Here is a 16108-nt window from a genome sequence, read left to right on the forward strand (position 1 = left end):
AATACAGGGAGCATAAGGCTCCCTGTTTCATTTCAAAGAATACCGCGTAAAAAAACCGTTCTGATTAGGTGTGTTTAAACATCACATGGCGGATGGCCGTGTAATCCTCCAGCCCGTACATGGACATATCTTTTCCGTAGCCGGATTGTTTTTGGCCACCGTGCGGCATTTCGCTCACCAACATAAAGTGTGTATTCACCCAGGTACAGCCGTATTGCAGGCGGGCGCTGAGACGATGGGCGCGGCCAATGTTTTGCGTCCAGACGGAAGATGCCAGACCGTAATTCGATTCATTTGCCCAGGTCAGAACCTGTTCTTCGGTATCGAATTCCGTGACGCTGACCACCGGACCAAACACTTCGCGCTGCACGATTTCATCCTCCTGGCGCGCACCGGCAAGTAACGTCGGCTGGAAATAATAGCCCTCGCCGCTGACGCGCTCCCCGCCGGTAACAACCTGGATATGTGCGAGCTCTTTTGCCCGGCGCACAAATCCTTCGACCCGCTCCAGATGCGCAGCCGAAACCAATGGCCCCATTTCACTGCTTTCATCGGTACCGAGCGTGATCGTAGAAACCGCGTCGCCAAGCGCCTCGACCAGCCGTGCATACACGCCTTTTTGCGCGTAGATACGGCAGGCGGCGGTGCAGTCTTGTCCGGCGTTGTAGAAACCGAAGGTGCGCACCCCTTCCACTACCTGAGCGATATCCGCATCATCGAAAACAATCACCGGTGCCTTGCCGCCGAGTTCCATGTGCGTGCGCTTGATACCGCTGCTGGCCTGCGCGACAATTTTTTCACCCGTGGCCACGGAGCCGGTCAGGGAAATCATTCGCACTTTATCATGATGCGTCAGTGCGTTACCGACCGTTTTCCCCTCGCCAAACAGTACGTTGAGAACGCCCGCAGGGAAAAGATCGCGCGCCAGTTCGCCGAGCTTCAGCGCGGTCAACGGCGTGATTTCGGAGGGTTTGATCACCACGCAGTTGCCCGCCGCCAGCGCCGGAGCAATTTTCCACGCGGCCATCATCAGCGGATAATTCCACGGCGCAATAGAGGCCACCACGCCCAGCGGATCGCGACGCACCATCGACGTATGTCCGGCGAGATATTCCCCGCCCGCTAAGCCGTTCAGACAGCGGCTGGCGCCCGCAAAGAAGCGGAAGACATCCACCACCGCCGGCAGCTCATCATTGAGTACCAGATGATACGGTTTGCCGCAGTTGAGCGATTCCAGTTTGGCCAGCGCTTCGGCGTTTTCTTCGATGCGATCCGCCAGCGCCAGCAGCAGCTCGGCGCGGGTTTTCGGTGTGGTCTGGCCCCATTCTGTAAAGGCGTGATGCGCCAAATCGACGGTCTGCGTGGTTTGTTCTTCGCTGGCCTGCGCCAGACGTACAATTTCCTGTCCCGTATGCGGGTTGAAAACCGGCAATGACGCGCCTGCACCGGCAACCAGCTCACCATTGATCAACATGTTCGTTTGCATCAGTTTTTCCTTATTATTATTTGCCGTCACCGGCCACATCCGACCCATTTCTTGTGAGATACCACGCGCCCAGAATCGGGATCATGGTGAGCACCATCAGGCACAGCGCAACCACGTTGGTCACCGGCACTTCGCGCGGTCTGCCCAGCTGATTGAGCAGCCAGATCGGCAAAGTACGTTCGTGTCCGGCGGTAAACGTCGTAACAATGATTTCATCGAAAGACAGCGCAAACGCCAGCATTCCGCCCGCCAGCAGCGCGGTGCTGAGGTTCGGCAAAATGATGTAGCGGAAGGTCTGCCAGCCGTCAGCGCCTAAATCCATAGAAGCTTCAATGAGGCTGTGCGTGATGCGGCGAAAGCGGGCGATCACGTTGTTGTAGACAATCACCATACAAAAGGTGGCATGCCCGATGATGATGGTCAGCATCCCCGGCTCTATCTGCGCGGCGTGAAACGCATTAAGCAGCGCCAGCCCGGTGATGATCCCCGGCAGGGCAATCGGCAACATAAACAATAATGTGATGCTGTTTTTGCCGTAGAAGTTACGCCGATACAGCGCCGCCGCCGCCAGCGTGCCGAGCACCATCGCAATAAGGGTGGCGCAACAGGCTATCTGCACCGAAAGCCAGATGGCGTCGAGGATGTCGTGGCGCCTGGCCGCCACTGCAAACCAGTGCAGCGTGAAGCCCTTTGGCGGGAAACTGAACGCCGCGTCCTCGGTGTTGAAGGCGTAGACCGCGATAATCAGCAGCGGAAAGTGGAGAAAAACCAGCCCGCCCCACGCGGAGAGTTTGAGTAACCAGGGTGCGCGTTTAGAGTGCATCGAAAGCTCCCAGTCGTTTAACCATCGACAAGTACAGGGCAATCAACACGATAGGCACCAGCGTGAACGCGGCGGCCATCGGCATGTTGCCGATCGAACCCTGCTGCGAATAGACCATATTACCGATGTAATACCCCGGCGGCCCCACCAGCTGCGGAATGATGTAATCGCCCAGCGTCAGAGAGAAAGTAAAAATAGAACCGGCAGCAATACCGGGGACCGCCAGCGGGAAGATGACGTAGCGCAGCGTCTGCCACGGCTTCGCACCGAGATCTTCAGAAGCCTGCAACAGCGAGGGCGGCAGGCGTTCCAGCGCGGCCTGGATCGGCAGGATCATAAACGGCAGCCAGATGTAAACAAACACCCAGAAGCGCCCGATCCCCGAGGTCGACAGCGTATTGCCACCAATGCCCGGCAGGCTCAGCATCGTCGAAAGCAGCGGTTCCAGCCCGAGATGTTCAAGGAACCATTGCAGCACGCCGCCTTTGGAAAGCAGCAACGTCCAGGCATAAGCCTTGACGATGTAACTCGCCCACATCGGCAACATGATCGCGACATAAAAGAACGCTTTTTTCTTGCCGGTGATGTAACGCGCCATGTAATAGGCAATCGGGAACGCCAGCACCGCGCTGAAAAACGATACCAGCAGCGCCATGGTCACCGTGCGCACAATAATGTCGGCATTCACCGGGTCAAACAGCGCGCGGATGTTGGCGGTGGTCAGCGTCGAAGACACCGTCATTGTGAAGTCATCGAAGGTGTATAAACCCTGCCACAGTAAGGCAAACAGCGAGCCTAAGTAGATAGCGCCGAACCAGAGCAGCGGCGGTACCAGCAGCAGTGCCAGATAAAAACCCGGTCGGTGATGCAGATACGTTATCAGCGCACGGCCACGGCGGGCGCGCTTCTCGTAAGGAGTCATACTGATATCCATCGTTTAGCCCTCAAGCAGCGCAACCATTGCATCTCTGTCCCAACACGCCACCACCGGCTGACCCTGCCGGTATGTGGTCTGTGCGCTGGCCGCAAGATTGTTGGGTTCGCTGACGAACAGCTTTTCGCCCCCTTCCAAAGCCAGTTCGTAGCGGGTCGCCGCGCCCTGAAAATGGATGTCTTTGAGTATCGCGTTGACCTGCACCGCATGACTTCCTGCCAGCGGCTGCGGGGCAAGACGAATATGCTCGGGGCGAATAGAGCGGCTGCCGGATACGCCGGTAATTTTGAGGGAGAGATCTGAAGTCAGCACGTTTGCCGTACCGACAAACTGCGCCACAAACGCGGTGCGCGGGTTGAGATAAAGCTCACGCGGTGTATCGACCTGTTCGATGCGGCCATTGTTGAAAACCGCGACGCGGTCGGACATCGAAAGCGCTTCACTCTGATCATGTGTCACGAAGATGAAGGTGATGCCCAGCTCGCGCTGCAGCTTTTTCAGTTCCCCCTGCATCTGCTCTCGTAACTTTAAATCCAGCGCACCGAGCGGCTCATCCAGCAATAACACGCTTGGCTGATTCACCAGCGCGCGCGCCAGGGCCACACGCTGACGTTGTCCGCCGGACAAAAATGCCGGTTTACGCGCTGCGGTAAAGCCGAGCGCAACCCGCTCCAGTGATTCCATCGCACGGATATTGCGTTCTTTTTTACCCACGCCTTTCACCATCAGGCCATACGCCACGTTTTCCAGCACGGTCATGTGCGGGAAGAGCGCGTAATCCTGAAACACGGTGTTCACATCGCGCTCATAGGGCGCGAGCTGTGAGGCTTCTTTACCGTGAATACGGACGGATCCTGACGTCAGCGTTTCAAAACCGGCGATCAACCGCAGGCAGGTCGTTTTTCCCGAGCCGGAAGGCCCCAGCATGGAAAAGAATTCGCCGTCCTGAATATCAATCGAGACATTATCGACGGCTTTTGTTTCTCCGTATAAACGGGAAACATTAATAAATTGCACGGCGGGCATAATATTCTCCTGAAAATAAATAAGGTATACGCTAATTCATTTGAGGCGTTTCAAGGCAGCCACTGAGGGAATGCCGGGAGCATACTTAAGTATGCATCCGGTATTCCTGAAAGCAGCTAACGCAGAGACGGCTAAAAGGATAATGCGTATTTAGCGACCGCCCATTATTGCTATGTAGTCTTGCGTCCATTTACTGTATGGGACATATTTCCCGCCTTCAGATTGCGGTGTTTTCCAGAATGAAATTGCCGCGAATTTATTAAAGCCGTTGGTTTCACAACCTTCCGCGCCTAATAACGGGCTGGCTTTACAACCGGCAGGAACGCTTGGCACGGAACCGAACCACGCGGCGACGTCACCCTGCACTTTCGGCTCAAGCGACCAGTTCATCCACTGATAAGCACAGTTGGGATGTTCAGCGTCGGCAGCCAGCATAGTGGTATCCGCCCAGCCGGTGACACCCTCTTTCGGGAAGACGGTAGCGATCGGTTGTTTCTCACCTTTCAGCGCGTTGGCCTGATACGGCCAGGAGCTGCTGGCCACCACGCCTTCATTTTTGAAGTCACTCATCTGCACCGAAGCGTCGTGCCAGTAACGGTGGATCAGCGGATGCTGGCCGCGCAGCAGTTTCAGCACGGCCTGATACTGCGTTTCGTTGAGCTGATACGGGTCTTCGATTTTGAGGTCAGGCTGCGTACTTTTCAGATACAGCGCAGCGTCGGCGATGGCGATCGGTCCGTCGTACGCCTGCACGCGACCCTGATTGGGTTTACCGTCAGGCAGATTTTGCGGAACGAAAATTACCGACCAACTGTCAGGTGCGGTCGGGAACGTTTTGGTGTTGTACATCAGCAGATTAGGCCCCCACTGATACGGCGTGCCGTACACTTTTCCGGCGACGTTAAACCATTCACCCTTGAGTAAACGCGGGTCGATACTCTTCCAGTTGGCGATCAGCGCCGGATTAATCGGCTGTACGCGCTTGCCGTAAATCAGACGCAGCGAGGCATCGCCCGACGCCGTCACCAGGTCGTAACCGCCCTTCGCCATCAGGCTGACCATTTCATCAGAGGTCGCCGCTGTTTTGACATTCACTTTGCAACTGGTCTGTTTTTCGAACTGCGTCACCCAGTCATAATTCTTGTCACTTTCGCCGCGTTCGATATATCCCGGCCAGGCGACAATATTTAACTGACCTTCGCCTTTACCAATACTTGTGAGCGTTTCTGCAGCGATGGCCGTATTTAAAAAACTGAGCAGTCCCAAACAAACAGCAGAAAACTTTCTGTTACGCGATAATATTTTCATGAGTTACCCCTGTCCTGTCGTCGTATTTTTCTGTTATTAGAATTGTGGTTTGAACTTCGCCATGATGTGTCTGACTACGCTGTAATCCTGTAACGAATAACTGGAAAGATCGTTGCCGTACCCGGAGCGTTTTAATCCGCCGTGGGGCATTTCACTGACTAAAGAGAAATGCGTATTAATCCAGGTGGTGCCGTATTGCAGATGAGTGGAAATTTGCATCGCTAAATCGATATTTTGCGTCCAGACCGATGACGCCAGGCCGTATTCGGATTCGTTGGCCCAGTTCACCACCTGTTCAATGGTGTCAAAACGGGTCACGCTGACCACAGGCCCGAAGACTTCGCGCTGCACGATTTCATCGCTTTGCAGACAGCCCGCCAGCAGCGTTGGCTGATAAAAGAATCCGGGGCCAGAGTGCGAGGCCGCGCCGGTGATGCGTTCGATATGTGGCTGGCTCAGTGCGCGTTCGACAAAGCTGGAGACGCGATCCCGTTGCCGGGCGCTTATCAGCGGCCCCATAAAGTTGTCGCTGTCATTCTTTCTGGCGAAGGACAGCTGCGAAACCGCCTCGCCCAGTTTTTCCACCAGCCGCTCGTAGATCCCGGCCTGCGCATAAACGCGGCAGGCAGAGGTGCAATCCTGCCCGGCGTTGTAATAGCCCCAGGTACTGACAGCCTGAACCACGTCATCAATATCGGCGTCATTGCACACGATAACCGGCGCTTTACCGCCGAGCTCCAGATGCGTGCGTTTCACCGTTTTGACGGCGGCCTGCAAAATACGCTGCCCGGTGACAATATCGCCGGTCAGGGAAATCAGGCGCACATGAGGATGACTGACCAGCGCGTTGCCAACACCTTCGCCGCTGCCGGTAATCACGTTCAAAACGCCGGGCGGCAGGATATCCTGCAAGGCAGGCAGCAACGCCAGAATGGTCAGCGGGGTATGTTCGGAAGGTTTAAACACCACAGTATTGCCCGCTGCCAGTGCTGGCGCGATTTTCCACGCTGACATCATTAACGGGTAATTCCATGGCGCAATGGACGCCACCACGCCCAGCGCATCGCGGCGCACCATGGAGGTGTGACCGGGCAGATATTCACCGGAGAGTTGCCCCTGCTGACAGCGCACCGCACCGGCGAAAAAGCGAAAGACATCAATTGCCGCCGGAAGATCATCTTTCAATGCCTGATGCAGTGGTTTGCCGCAGTTAATCGCCTCCAGTTGCGCCAGCGACTGCGCCTGTTTTTCGATGGCGTCAGCGATACGTAAAAGCACGGTGGCGCGTTGGGCGGGCGTCGTGCGCGACCAGCGGGAGAAAGCAGAATTGGCGGCGTTAACCGCCTGAGCGACCTGAGCCAGTGAGGTTTCGGCGACTTCGGCAATCACTTCGCCGGTCGCAGGATTGAAAATATTCTGCGTTGCGCCCTCACCGTGCAAGAGGTCGCCATTGATCACGTGTTTTTCAGAGAAACCGGCAACAAACTCAGCATCCGACATCACACAACCCTCAGTTTTGAGAATCATCCTTAATTCATGTAATTGTTATCGGGACGTAACAAGAAAGTACATTACATTCACATTAGGTAATTTCACTGAGGGCAACAAATAGCAATTACTGAAGGCAGCGTTCGGATAAACCGAATGCCCGGCTATCAGGGTTTTCGTTTGGCGCTGTTTTCACGCGCTATGGTCAGAAACGGAGTCACCAGTTCAGGCCGCGCGCTGCCGCGACGCCATGCCAGCCCGATATCCAGGGGTTCGATGGAGTCTTCCAGCTTGCTGGCTTCGATCATATTGCCTTCCAGTGACCACGCGCGGTAGGCCATGTCCGGCTGTACCGAGACACCCAGACCGGCGGCGACCAGGCTTCGCACCGCTTCGGTCGACGCGGTTTTCATTGCGATATTCGGCTTCAGTCCGGCCCGTGCCCATAACCGCTGGGCGTGCTTCTCCATTTCATCAACGTTCAGCTGAATCAGCGGCTCATTAGCGATATCCGCCAGAGAAATGCTTTCGCGCTCGAGCAACGGATGCAATGGCGGCAGCCACAGGCGATAAGACGAATGGGTCAGGACTTCTGTCTGCAACGCGTCGCGGTCTTCAAGATTGGAGAGGATCAACACACCGATGTCGATTTCGCCACTGACCAGCAAATGCTCGATGTACTGACGCTCATCCTCGACGACTTTGACTTCCACATTCGGGTAGTAGGCGTTGAATTGTTTGAGTAAATCCACCAAAAAATACCCGGCCACCAGACTGGTTACACCAAGCGTAATCTGCCCGGTGACGCTTTCGGTGCCCATTTGCAGGCTGCGCTTGGCGTTATCCACCGTGGCGAGGATCAAATATGACTGGCGTAAAAACTGATGTCCCTGATGGGTCAACGTCATGCCTTTGGCGTGGCGGTCAAACAGCCGCGCTTCGGTTTCAACCTCCAGTTGCTGAATGGCCTGCGTCAGCGAGGACTGGGAGACAAACGAAGCTTGCGCCGCAGCGGAAATCGAACCGGTTTCAGCAACGGCAATAAAATGGCGGATCTGGCGGAGCGTCAGCATAAGGTCATCTCATCATCTCAACAAAAAACCGAACTCATGCGGGCAGCATTCGGTTTAGGGGAATGATTGAGTTAAGGCATGCGGGGATTTTTTGTCAAACCGGCGGAATAAAGGATTGAATATTTGGGAGCAGAAACACAAAAGCCATGCAAACTTTGCATGGCTTTATAGTCACTCAAACTCATTCAGACAAAGCGGATCAGTTTTCCAGCTTATAAGTCAGAGTGATTTCTGCGTTAAGCACTTTGGAAACCGGACATCCGGCTTTCGCCGCTTTGATGATTTCATCAAACTTGTCTTTATCGATCCCTGGCAGTTTAACGGTGCTGTCGAGCGCGATCTTAGTGATAGCAAAGCCGCCATCCACTTTATCGAGCGAAACGTCTGCGACGGTATCGATGCTTTCAGGGGTGTGCCCTGCTTCGCCGAGCATCAATGAAAGTGCCATTGAGAAGCAGGCGGAATGTGCTGCGCCGAGAAGCTCTTCCGGGTTGGTACCGGGTTTGCCTTCAAAGCGGGTGTTGAAACCGTACGGCTGATCTTTGAGTGCGCCACTTTCAGAAGAGATGTAACCTTTTCCGTGTTTGATGTCGCCTTCCCAATGTGCCTGGCCTTTTTTATGAATGGTCATGTATTTCCTCCGATTTGTTTTACATTCGGGTTAAGTATAGACGCTGACGAGGGTTACGCGAGTTCTGCCAGCAAAGCAGGAACTTTCTTAAATGAGGCTTTACCAGACAGCACCATATGAATTATTATGCGTTTAATTCACATATAAATTCAAAGAAGGTAAGCTCATGAATGCAGCCACGCCCGTTGAAAAGCAGTTCGACGCCTATAACGCCCACGATCTGGAGGCTTTCGCCGCCTGCTATAGCGAAGATTTCACAGCCTATCGTATGCCCACGATGACGCCGTCTTTACAGGGTAAGGACGCATTAGTCACGTTTTACAGGAACCATCGTTTCAACAATAAAGCGCTGCGCGCCGAACTGCTGTCGAGAACCGTGCTGGGCAACAAAGTGTTTGATCACGAACTGATTCACGGCATCTACGATCAGCCAGTAAACAGCATCGCGGTGTTCGAAGTAGAAAATAGCCTGATTAAAACCGCGTGGTTCTATTTCGAGTGAGACCATAGTTTTAAAACCTCCGCTCAAAATATATCCTGAGATCATATGATCTCGGGATTGTATGATCTTTTGTCTTTTCAGTATTCATTTCCGCTTATTCAAAACATCAGGTGATGGCATAACCTGATGTTTATTCTGGCATCTGCATGACGCAAAAAGAGTGATAAACGTATCTTGAGAATGGATAACAACAATGAAAAGAAGGCCGGGAGATACCCCCGACCTTCCAAAACAGTGATAACGGTTTGAAGGAAATTTGAGTTTAGTTTATATCCAGTTCAACCGCCCACTCTGATACCATCTCTCGTGATATATAATTTACTTCGGGCATACAACCACTTGAAGATAAAGTTAAATACCCTATACAAGGGAAAGACTCAGGATGCAATTCATTAAGTACCTCCCTGATCTCTGCATCACTCATTAGAGGCGACACGGTAGCCTTAGACAGCTGAAAGTAGTTGTCGAACATCCAGGAAATATAGTCTGTTTCATTTTTCAGCACTTTCATTTAACGCCCTCCCGTCAGTTGTTTGCTAATTCTTAGAAAGTAGCAGCAGACTTCAATTCAGGCGAATAATAAAATTAATAAAAGCACTTCGTCCTTGCTTTGTATCAAATTTAACCGGCGCTCTGACCGGTTAAATAACACCACAATGTATACGTGGAAACATTTCCTGTTCACAAATCACGTTATGCTTCGGATCCGCGCAACTGTGCAGGTTGCGGACGCGACAGAAAAATGGTGATGGTTGCCAGTAGGGTCAGCGCGCCGCCGAGCAGGAAAGCGCTGCTGACTCCGGCGTTATCTGCCAGCACGCCGCCGAACAGGGCGCCCAACGCCAGAGACGTCTGGAATACGCAGACCAGCAGCGCAGAACCGGTTTCGAACAAGGCGGGCGACGCCTGATAAGTCCAGATGTTCAGGCACACAGGCAATGCACCAAACGCCAGCCCCCACAGGATCACCAGCGCGCTGGCCACCGCCAGCGGCACAGGGAACAGTGATAACACCAGCACCGACACGCTGAGCAATAACATGTTCAACATAAACGCCCGCTTTACGCCAAACTCACGCACGGTGAATTCGGAAGTTAACGTGCCGAATAACCCGGCAATGCCGTATCCCATCAGCAATAACGAAATATCACTGGCCGACAGATCTAGGTCGAAACGCAGCCATGGCTCCAGATAGGTGTAGGCCGCAAAATGGCCACCGGCCATAAACACGCCGATGATTAACGCATAGCGGATACCGGGCACTTTTATCACGCCGAGCATGGCGCGCAGCCCGATAGATTGCTGAGCAGGAAGCGGCGGTAAGGCAATCCACTGCAATACGAAGAATACCAGCGCCAGCACCGAATTCAGGGTGAACGCCATACGCCAGCCGTACAGATCGCCGATAAATGCCCCCGCTGGCACACCAGCAACCGTGCCGACGGCCACACCGGCGGTGATCAACGAAATCGCCCGCGCGCCCTGCTCTTCCGGCACCAGCCTGCGCCCGGACGGGATGGCGAATGACCAGAATCCGCCGACACCCACGCCAAGAATAATGCGTCCGATCAGCAAAACGTTGAAGGATTCCGCCATCACAGCAATACCATTAGCAATAATCACCGTCGCGGAGAGCAATAACAGCAGCTTACGGCGATCCATACGTTTGGCGAACAGCATGATCAGCGGTGCAGAAATTGCGGCAATCAGTCCCGGCAGCATCACCGCCAGACCCGCGTGCCCCTCGGTAACGCCCAGCGAACGGGCGATGGGTGAAAGCAAACCAATCGGCAGAAATTCGGTATTGACCAGCACGAAGGTGCCGCAGGCGAGTGAAAAGACCGCCAGCCATCGGCGGAAAGCAGAAGTATGTGGCCGGGTGTCCAGCGATGCGCACTCAGTCATTATTATTATCCTTTGCAGGTAAATTAGGGGATTGTCCGGTTGCCATAAAACGTGATCGCCGTCACCTGGTCAAGATGTTTACTCATGACCGTTACGTTATGACTCATGGCGAATTGAACTAAGCCAGTTCCCGCCTGCGATGCGACTTACAGAGGGATCCGCGCCGCAAATTTGCAGGGCACATCCTGATAACTCGATCAGGAAATCTTTCCACGTTTTAAGTATGTTGTAACTAAGTTATTGCTATGACCCATTTAGCGAGAAAACGGGCGGGAATCAGGGGATTTGTACGAAGTGCCCGTCGCTGACTTCGCGATAATGGCGGACAGGTGGCTGATACGTGGCCGGGCGCAGCGGGCTGGCGAGTTCTTCCGGAACGACGGCGCGCTTGCGGCGAATAGTAGGATCCGGCACCGGCACGGCGGCCAGCAGCTTGCGGGTATAGACATGTTGCGGGTTTTCAAAAATATCGGCGCGGGAGCCGATTTCGACGATTTCCCCCAGATACATCACGGCAACGCGATGGCTGATGCGTTCGACCACGGCCATATCGTGGGAGATAAACAGGTACGCCAGACCCAGCTGTTGCTGGAGATCGAGCATCAGATTAATGACCTGCGCTTTCACCGACACATCCAGCGCCGACACCGCTTCGTCGGCAATAATAAGTTTGGGTTCCAGCGCCAGCGCGCGAGCGATGCAGATCCGCTGACGTTGCCCGCCGGAAAACTGATGCGGAAAACGCGTTGCCATATTGCTTTGCAGCCCGACCTGTTCGAGCAACTGCGCCACACGAATTTTTGCGCTGGCGGCATCATGCAGCCCGAGGCTTATCATCGGTTCAGCAATTGCCTGCCCGATGCGCATGCGCGGATTCAGGCTCTCAAACGGATCCTGAAAAATCATCTGTGCCTGCGAGCGGATCTCTGCAAGATGCGCCCGATCGGCGCGGCGTATATCCTGCCCGGTAATCAGCACGTCACCGGAGGTGGCTTCGGTCAGCCGTAAAATCGTGCGGCCAGTGGTGGATTTTCCGCAGCCGGATTCCCCGACCAGCGAGAGCGTTTCGCCTGGTTGCAGGCTGAAAGAGAGATCTTCCACCGCATGGACGCGCGCAGACACACGGCGCAACAGGCCGGATTTCACATCAAATCGTGTGACGAGATTTTTGACATCCAGCACCGGCTGACCCGGACGCAGGGTATCGACAGACTCTGCCACCGGCTGCGGAACGCCAGTTTCGATATCCATCAGTGGAAATCGTTTGGGCAAGGCGAAGCCGGTCATCGCGCCGAGACGCGGTACCGCCGCCAGCAGCGCACGCGTATAGGCGTGCTGCGGAAGCTGGAAAATTTCCCGCGTGGTCGCCTGTTCCACCGCTTCGCCCCTGTGCATCACCAGCGTGCGGTCAGCCACTTCGGCCACCACGCCCATATCATGGGTGATGAACAGCACCGACATCCCCTCTTCTTCCTGCAAAGATTTTATCAGCGCAAGAATCTGCGCCTGGATGGTGACATCCAGCGCGGTGGTCGGTTCGTCGGCAATCAGCAATCGTGGATTACAGGCCAGCGCGATGGCGATCACCACCCGCTGACGCATGCCGCCGGAAAAGCTCAGCGGATATTCATTCAGCCGTGATGCAGCAGCCGGGATCCGTACTTTTTCCAGCAGGCGGACGGCTTCGGTACGCGCGGTGGCGTCGTCCATGCCGCGATGCCGCTTGAGCACTTCGGTGATTTGCACGCCAATTTTTAATACCGGATTCAGGCTGGTCATCGGTTCCTGAAAGATCATACCGATGCGGTTGCCGCGAATGCTTTGCATTTGTTTGCCGTTGAGAGTCAGTAAATTCTGACCATCGAACATCACGCTGCCGGAGTAACGCGTTTGCCTGGCATCCAGCAGCTGCATCACTGACATGGCAGTCACGCTTTTACCAGAACCGGATTCTCCCACCAGCGCCAGCGTTTCTTTCGGGCCAATCGAAAAGGAAAGATCGCGCACCACGTTCAGCCATTCCCCTTCCACCGAAAACGCCGTGTTGAGTTTTTCGACCTGTAACACCGGATCGCGCATCATCAGTCCTTATTCCTCGGGTTGAGAATGTCGCGCAAGGCATCACCGACTAAGTTGATTGCCACGATCAGTACCAGCAACGTGATGCCAGGGAAAACGCTGATCCAGTAATCGCCAGACATCAGGTAGTCGAACCCGTTGGCGATAAGTAATCCCAACGAAGGTTCGGTTACGGGCAAACCAATGCCGAGAAATGACAGCGTGGCCTCGAGCATAATCGCGTAGGCAATGCGCATGGTGGCGACGACGATCAGCGGCGGCAGGCAGTTAGGCAAAATATGGCGCAGGAGGATTCGCGGATTCGACAGCGCCATGCTGCGCGCGGCATCCACATAACTGCGGCGACGTTCCAGCAGCGCCGAGCCGCGCACGGTGCGTGCGTAGTACGCCCACTGCGTGACCACCAGCGCCAGAATAATTTTATCGACACCCTGCCCGAGCACGGCGAGCAGGATAAGCGCGATGAGGATCGGCGGAAAGCTCAGCTGAATATCGACGATACGCATAATCAGCGCGTCGGTTTTGCCGCCCGCCCAGGCGCTGACAAGCCCAAGCACCGCGCCAATCGTCAGCGCAATCACCGCACTGGACACACCCACCAGCAGGCTGGTGCGCATGCCGTAAAGCATGGCACTCAGTAAATCGCGCCCCTGATCGTCGGTCCCCAGCCAGTAAATCATGCCGCTCATGCTGGCAGAGCCCGGTTTCAGGCGGCCATCCATAATATCGAGTTGCGATAAATCGTAGGGGTTTTGCGGGGAGATCCACGGCGCAAGTACCGAAAGCAAAATGGCGATACCCAAAATAATCAGGCCGCACAGCGAAAATTTATTGCGCATAAGCGCCATCAGCGTGTTGTAAAAGGCCGAGTGCGCCGTCTGCGGCGTGGTATTGCGGGAATGAACCGAATTCGACGGCATCAGTCTTCGCCCCCCAGCCGCACGCGCGGATCGACCAGCACGTAGAGGACATCCACCAGCAGGTTGATCAGGCTGAACATCACCACGGTGATCATCAGGTACGCCAGAATTACCGGGCGATCGAGCACCGCGATGGAATCAATAATCAGCTTGCCCATGCCCGGCCACGCATAAATGGTTTCGGTGACGACGGCAAAGGCAATCAGCGAGCCAAGCTCCAGTCCTATGACGGTAATCAGCGGAATCAGCGTGTTTTTCAGAACGTGAACCAGCACGATGCGGCTTTCGGACAAACCTTTCGCGCGGGCAAAACGGATGAAATCCTGTTGCAGGCATTCAAGCACGCCAGCACGGGTCAGGCGGATAATCAGTGAAATTTTGAACAGCGCCAGATTGAACGCGGGAAGGATCAAATGCGCGAGTCCGTCGGCGGTAAAGAGACTGACGGGAACGCCGAAAACGTCCATCGTTTCGCCGCGCCCGGACGCCGGAAGCACACCGAGCTTGACGCTGAACAGCATGATCATCATCAGCCCAATCCAGAACGTGGGCAGGCTGAAGCCGAAAATGGAGAGGGTCATGATGGTTTTCGACAGCCAGCCGTCCGGGCGCAAACCGGCGTAAACGCCCAGCGGAATACCAATCATCAGTGCCAGAACAAACGCCACCAGCGCCAGTTCAAGTGTGGCGGGCATTCGCTGGAAAATCAGGTGCAGCGCGGGCTGGTTGTAGATAAAAGAGTTGCCCATATCGCCGTGCAGGGCATTGACCACGAACAGGCCGTATTGCTCCCACACCGGTTTATCAAGGCCGAAAGACTGGATCACGCCGAGGCGTTCAGCGGGAGTGGCCGTGGTGCTGAGCAGGAGATCGACCGGATTTCCTACCAGATAAACGCCTCCAAAAACCAGCAGCGACATCACGAACAGCGTCAGTAACGTTTGTCCGAAACGCCCCAGCAGGTAACGGCTCATGCCTGCTGTTCGCCATGATGTGCGCCGTAGCGGGAAAGTACACGGCGCAGCAAACTGAAGAAGCCGTATTCATCCACTTTTTGCATCACCAGCGCGTTCGGCGGCGTCGGTAATTTGTTGTAGAAATCAGCATAGGTATAACCGGCTGTGTTGCCGGAAACCGCCACGCCGACGCGCGCTTTCTGGCCGGAGAACAGGCCGGATTGCAGCAGATACGCGATGGTCGTTGCATCGTGAACCGGTCCGCCCTCGCGGCCAAAGCGGGTGAGATCGCTGCGATCAAACGCACTCAGCAGCGCGGCGATGGATTCCCCCGGCTTGCCGCCGTCCTGTCTTATCGCGTCGATATCATCAGCACCGATCAGCGCCTGAAAAGTCATATCGAGCGGCATCACCACCAGCGGGACGCCGCTGGTGAACACTTTTTCGGCGGCGTGCGGATCGGCATACACGTTGAATTCTGCCCACGGCACGCGATGTCCGAGCGCGGTAAATGCACAGCTCATGGTGACGATTTGTCTGATGCCGCGGGCAACGTCCGGGTGCATACCCAGCGCCAGTGCGAGATTGGTCATCGGGCCGATAGCGCAAATCGTGATCGGATCGTTGTCCTGCGCCGCTTTTCTCAGCGTTCGCACCAGAAAATCAACGGCGTGTTCCGCCTGAGGTTGCAGTTCGCTGTCCGGCACCAGTTCGTTGCTGAACGCGCCGATGTGGGCATATTTGCCGTAAACCTGATCACGCACCAGCGGGCCAGGCGCACCGGCATAAATTGGCGTTGAAGTTTTGCCCGACAGCGCGACGATTTTGCAGGCATTGCGCACGGTATCTTTCAGCGCCACATTTCCGGCGACCACCGTCACGCCCAGCACCTCAAGTTCCGGTGAGGCTAACGCCAGCCACAGAGCGATGGCGTCATCCACGCCGGGATCGGTATCAATAATGATGCGCTGGCTCAT

Annotated in this window: 15 protein-coding genes; 1 reads left to right on the forward strand and 14 read right to left on the reverse strand. The window is 55.1% G+C overall.

The window, feature by feature from the left end; all coding sequences use genetic code 11:
• Positions 1 to 64: 64 nt before the first annotated feature.
• The 8 genes from I2123_RS23220 to I2123_RS23255 form a co-directional block, all read right to left on the reverse strand.
• Positions 65 to 1486 carry a gamma-aminobutyraldehyde dehydrogenase gene (locus I2123_RS23220; RefSeq protein ID WP_213052595.1) on the reverse strand — a complete coding sequence of 474 codons (1422 nt, stop codon included), beginning with the start codon at positions 1484 to 1486 and terminating at the stop codon, positions 65 to 67.
• Between the two features lie 16 nt (positions 1487 to 1502).
• Positions 1503 to 2309 carry an ABC transporter permease gene (locus I2123_RS23225; protein ID WP_112163987.1) on the reverse strand — a complete coding sequence of 269 codons (807 nt, stop codon included), beginning with the start codon at positions 2307 to 2309 and terminating at the stop codon, positions 1503 to 1505.
• Complete coding sequence (locus I2123_RS23230; RefSeq protein ID WP_112164080.1) at positions 2299 to 3231, reverse strand: ABC transporter permease; 933 nt, start codon at positions 3229 to 3231, stop codon at positions 2299 to 2301. The genes I2123_RS23225 and I2123_RS23230 overlap by 11 nt, the downstream gene beginning before the upstream one ends.
• Before the next feature lie 15 nt (positions 3232 to 3246).
• Positions 3247 to 4272, reverse strand: a complete 1026-nt coding sequence (locus I2123_RS23235; protein ID WP_213052932.1) for an ABC transporter ATP-binding protein — start codon at positions 4270 to 4272, stop codon at positions 3247 to 3249.
• Between the two features lie 147 nt (positions 4273 to 4419).
• The gene (gene ydcS / locus I2123_RS23240; protein ID WP_213052596.1) at positions 4420 to 5577 is read right to left on the reverse strand and encodes a putative ABC transporter substrate-binding protein YdcS; all 1158 of its coding nucleotides are present in this window, start codon (positions 5575 to 5577) and stop codon (positions 4420 to 4422) included.
• A gap of 36 nt (positions 5578 to 5613) precedes the next feature.
• On the reverse strand, positions 5614 to 7077 hold the full coding sequence (locus I2123_RS23245) for a gamma-aminobutyraldehyde dehydrogenase (protein WP_112163984.1): 1464 nt from the start codon (positions 7075 to 7077) through the stop codon (positions 5614 to 5616).
• A gap of 155 nt (positions 7078 to 7232) precedes the next feature.
• Complete coding sequence (locus tag I2123_RS23250) at positions 7233 to 8138, reverse strand: LysR substrate-binding domain-containing protein (protein WP_112163983.1); 906 nt, start codon at positions 8136 to 8138, stop codon at positions 7233 to 7235.
• A 199-nt stretch (positions 8139 to 8337) separates the two neighbouring features.
• Positions 8338 to 8769, reverse strand: coding sequence for an OsmC family protein (locus tag I2123_RS23255; protein WP_112163982.1), 432 nt, complete (start codon positions 8767 to 8769; stop codon positions 8338 to 8340).
• Between the two features lie 166 nt (positions 8770 to 8935).
• Here I2123_RS23255 and I2123_RS23260 point away from each other — a divergent pair, with 166 nt between their 5' ends.
• Positions 8936 to 9271 (forward strand): nuclear transport factor 2 family protein, encoded by a 336-nt coding sequence (locus tag I2123_RS23260; RefSeq protein ID WP_112163981.1) that lies wholly within the window; start codon positions 8936 to 8938, stop codon positions 9269 to 9271.
• 262 nt (positions 9272 to 9533) lie between these two features.
• Here I2123_RS23260 and I2123_RS23265 read toward each other — a convergent pair whose 3' ends face one another.
• The 6 genes from I2123_RS23265 to I2123_RS23290 form a co-directional block, all read right to left on the reverse strand.
• Positions 9534 to 9782, reverse strand: coding sequence for a hypothetical protein (locus tag I2123_RS23265; RefSeq protein WP_213052597.1), 249 nt, complete (start codon positions 9780 to 9782; stop codon positions 9534 to 9536).
• Between the two features lie 182 nt (positions 9783 to 9964).
• A complete protein-coding gene (locus tag I2123_RS23270; RefSeq protein WP_213052598.1) occupies positions 9965 to 11176 on the reverse strand; it encodes an MFS transporter in 1212 nt (403 codons plus the stop codon).
• A gap of 276 nt (positions 11177 to 11452) precedes the next feature.
• Positions 11453 to 13255: an ABC transporter ATP-binding protein gene (locus I2123_RS23275; protein ID WP_213052933.1), complete on the reverse strand. Its 1803-nt coding sequence runs from the start codon at positions 13253 to 13255 to the stop codon at positions 11453 to 11455.
• Between the two features lie 2 nt (positions 13256 to 13257).
• Positions 13258 to 14175 carry an ABC transporter permease gene (locus I2123_RS23280; RefSeq protein WP_213052599.1) on the reverse strand — a complete coding sequence of 306 codons (918 nt, stop codon included), beginning with the start codon at positions 14173 to 14175 and terminating at the stop codon, positions 13258 to 13260.
• Positions 14175 to 15149: an ABC transporter permease gene (locus I2123_RS23285; RefSeq protein ID WP_112163977.1), complete on the reverse strand. Its 975-nt coding sequence runs from the start codon at positions 15147 to 15149 to the stop codon at positions 14175 to 14177. The genes I2123_RS23280 and I2123_RS23285 overlap by 1 nt, the downstream gene beginning before the upstream one ends.
• Positions 15146 to 16108, reverse strand: a complete 963-nt coding sequence (locus tag I2123_RS23290) for a nucleoside hydrolase (RefSeq protein WP_112163976.1) — start codon at positions 16106 to 16108, stop codon at positions 15146 to 15148. Before I2123_RS23290 ends, I2123_RS23285 begins: the two co-directional genes overlap by 4 nt.

The organism is Rahnella inusitata, from assembly GCF_018288855.1.
Taxonomy (GTDB): domain Bacteria; phylum Pseudomonadota; class Gammaproteobacteria; order Enterobacterales; family Enterobacteriaceae; genus Rahnella; species Rahnella inusitata.

Excerpts from the sequence above, each read along its gene's own strand:
- I2123_RS23220 (WP_213052595.1), bottom strand. The coding sequence starts at position 1,486 with ATGCAAACGAACATGTTGATCAATGGTGAGCTGGTTGCCGGTGCAGGC.
- I2123_RS23225 (WP_112163987.1), bottom strand. The coding sequence starts at position 2,309 with ATGCACTCTAAACGCGCACCCTGGTTACTCAAACTCTCCGCGTGGGGC.
- I2123_RS23230 (WP_112164080.1), bottom strand. The coding sequence starts at position 3,231 with ATGACTCCTTACGAGAAGCGCGCCCGCCGTGGCCGTGCGCTGATAACG.
- ydcS (WP_213052596.1), bottom strand. The coding sequence starts at position 5,577 with ATGAAAATATTATCGCGTAACAGAAAGTTTTCTGCTGTTTGTTTGGGA.
- I2123_RS23245 (WP_112163984.1), bottom strand. The coding sequence starts at position 7,077 with ATGTCGGATGCTGAGTTTGTTGCCGGTTTCTCTGAAAAACACGTGATC.
- I2123_RS23250 (WP_112163983.1), bottom strand. The coding sequence starts at position 8,138 with ATGCTGACGCTCCGCCAGATCCGCCATTTTATTGCCGTTGCTGAAACC.
- I2123_RS23255 (WP_112163982.1), bottom strand. The coding sequence starts at position 8,769 with ATGACCATTCATAAAAAAGGCCAGGCACATTGGGAAGGCGACATCAAA.
- I2123_RS23260 (WP_112163981.1), top strand. The coding sequence starts at position 8,936 with ATGAATGCAGCCACGCCCGTTGAAAAGCAGTTCGACGCCTATAACGCC.
- I2123_RS23265 (WP_213052597.1), bottom strand. The coding sequence starts at position 9,782 with ATGAAAGTGCTGAAAAATGAAACAGACTATATTTCCTGGATGTTCGAC.
- I2123_RS23270 (WP_213052598.1), bottom strand. The coding sequence starts at position 11,176 with ATGACTGAGTGCGCATCGCTGGACACCCGGCCACATACTTCTGCTTTC.
- I2123_RS23275 (WP_213052933.1), bottom strand. The coding sequence starts at position 13,255 with ATGCGCGATCCGGTGTTACAGGTCGAAAAACTCAACACGGCGTTTTCG.
- I2123_RS23280 (WP_213052599.1), bottom strand. The coding sequence starts at position 14,175 with ATGCCGTCGAATTCGGTTCATTCCCGCAATACCACGCCGCAGACGGCG.
- I2123_RS23285 (WP_112163977.1), bottom strand. The coding sequence starts at position 15,149 with ATGAGCCGTTACCTGCTGGGGCGTTTCGGACAAACGTTACTGACGCTG.
- I2123_RS23290 (WP_112163976.1), bottom strand. The coding sequence starts at position 16,108 with ATGAGCCAGCGCATCATTATTGATACCGATCCCGGCGTGGATGACGCC.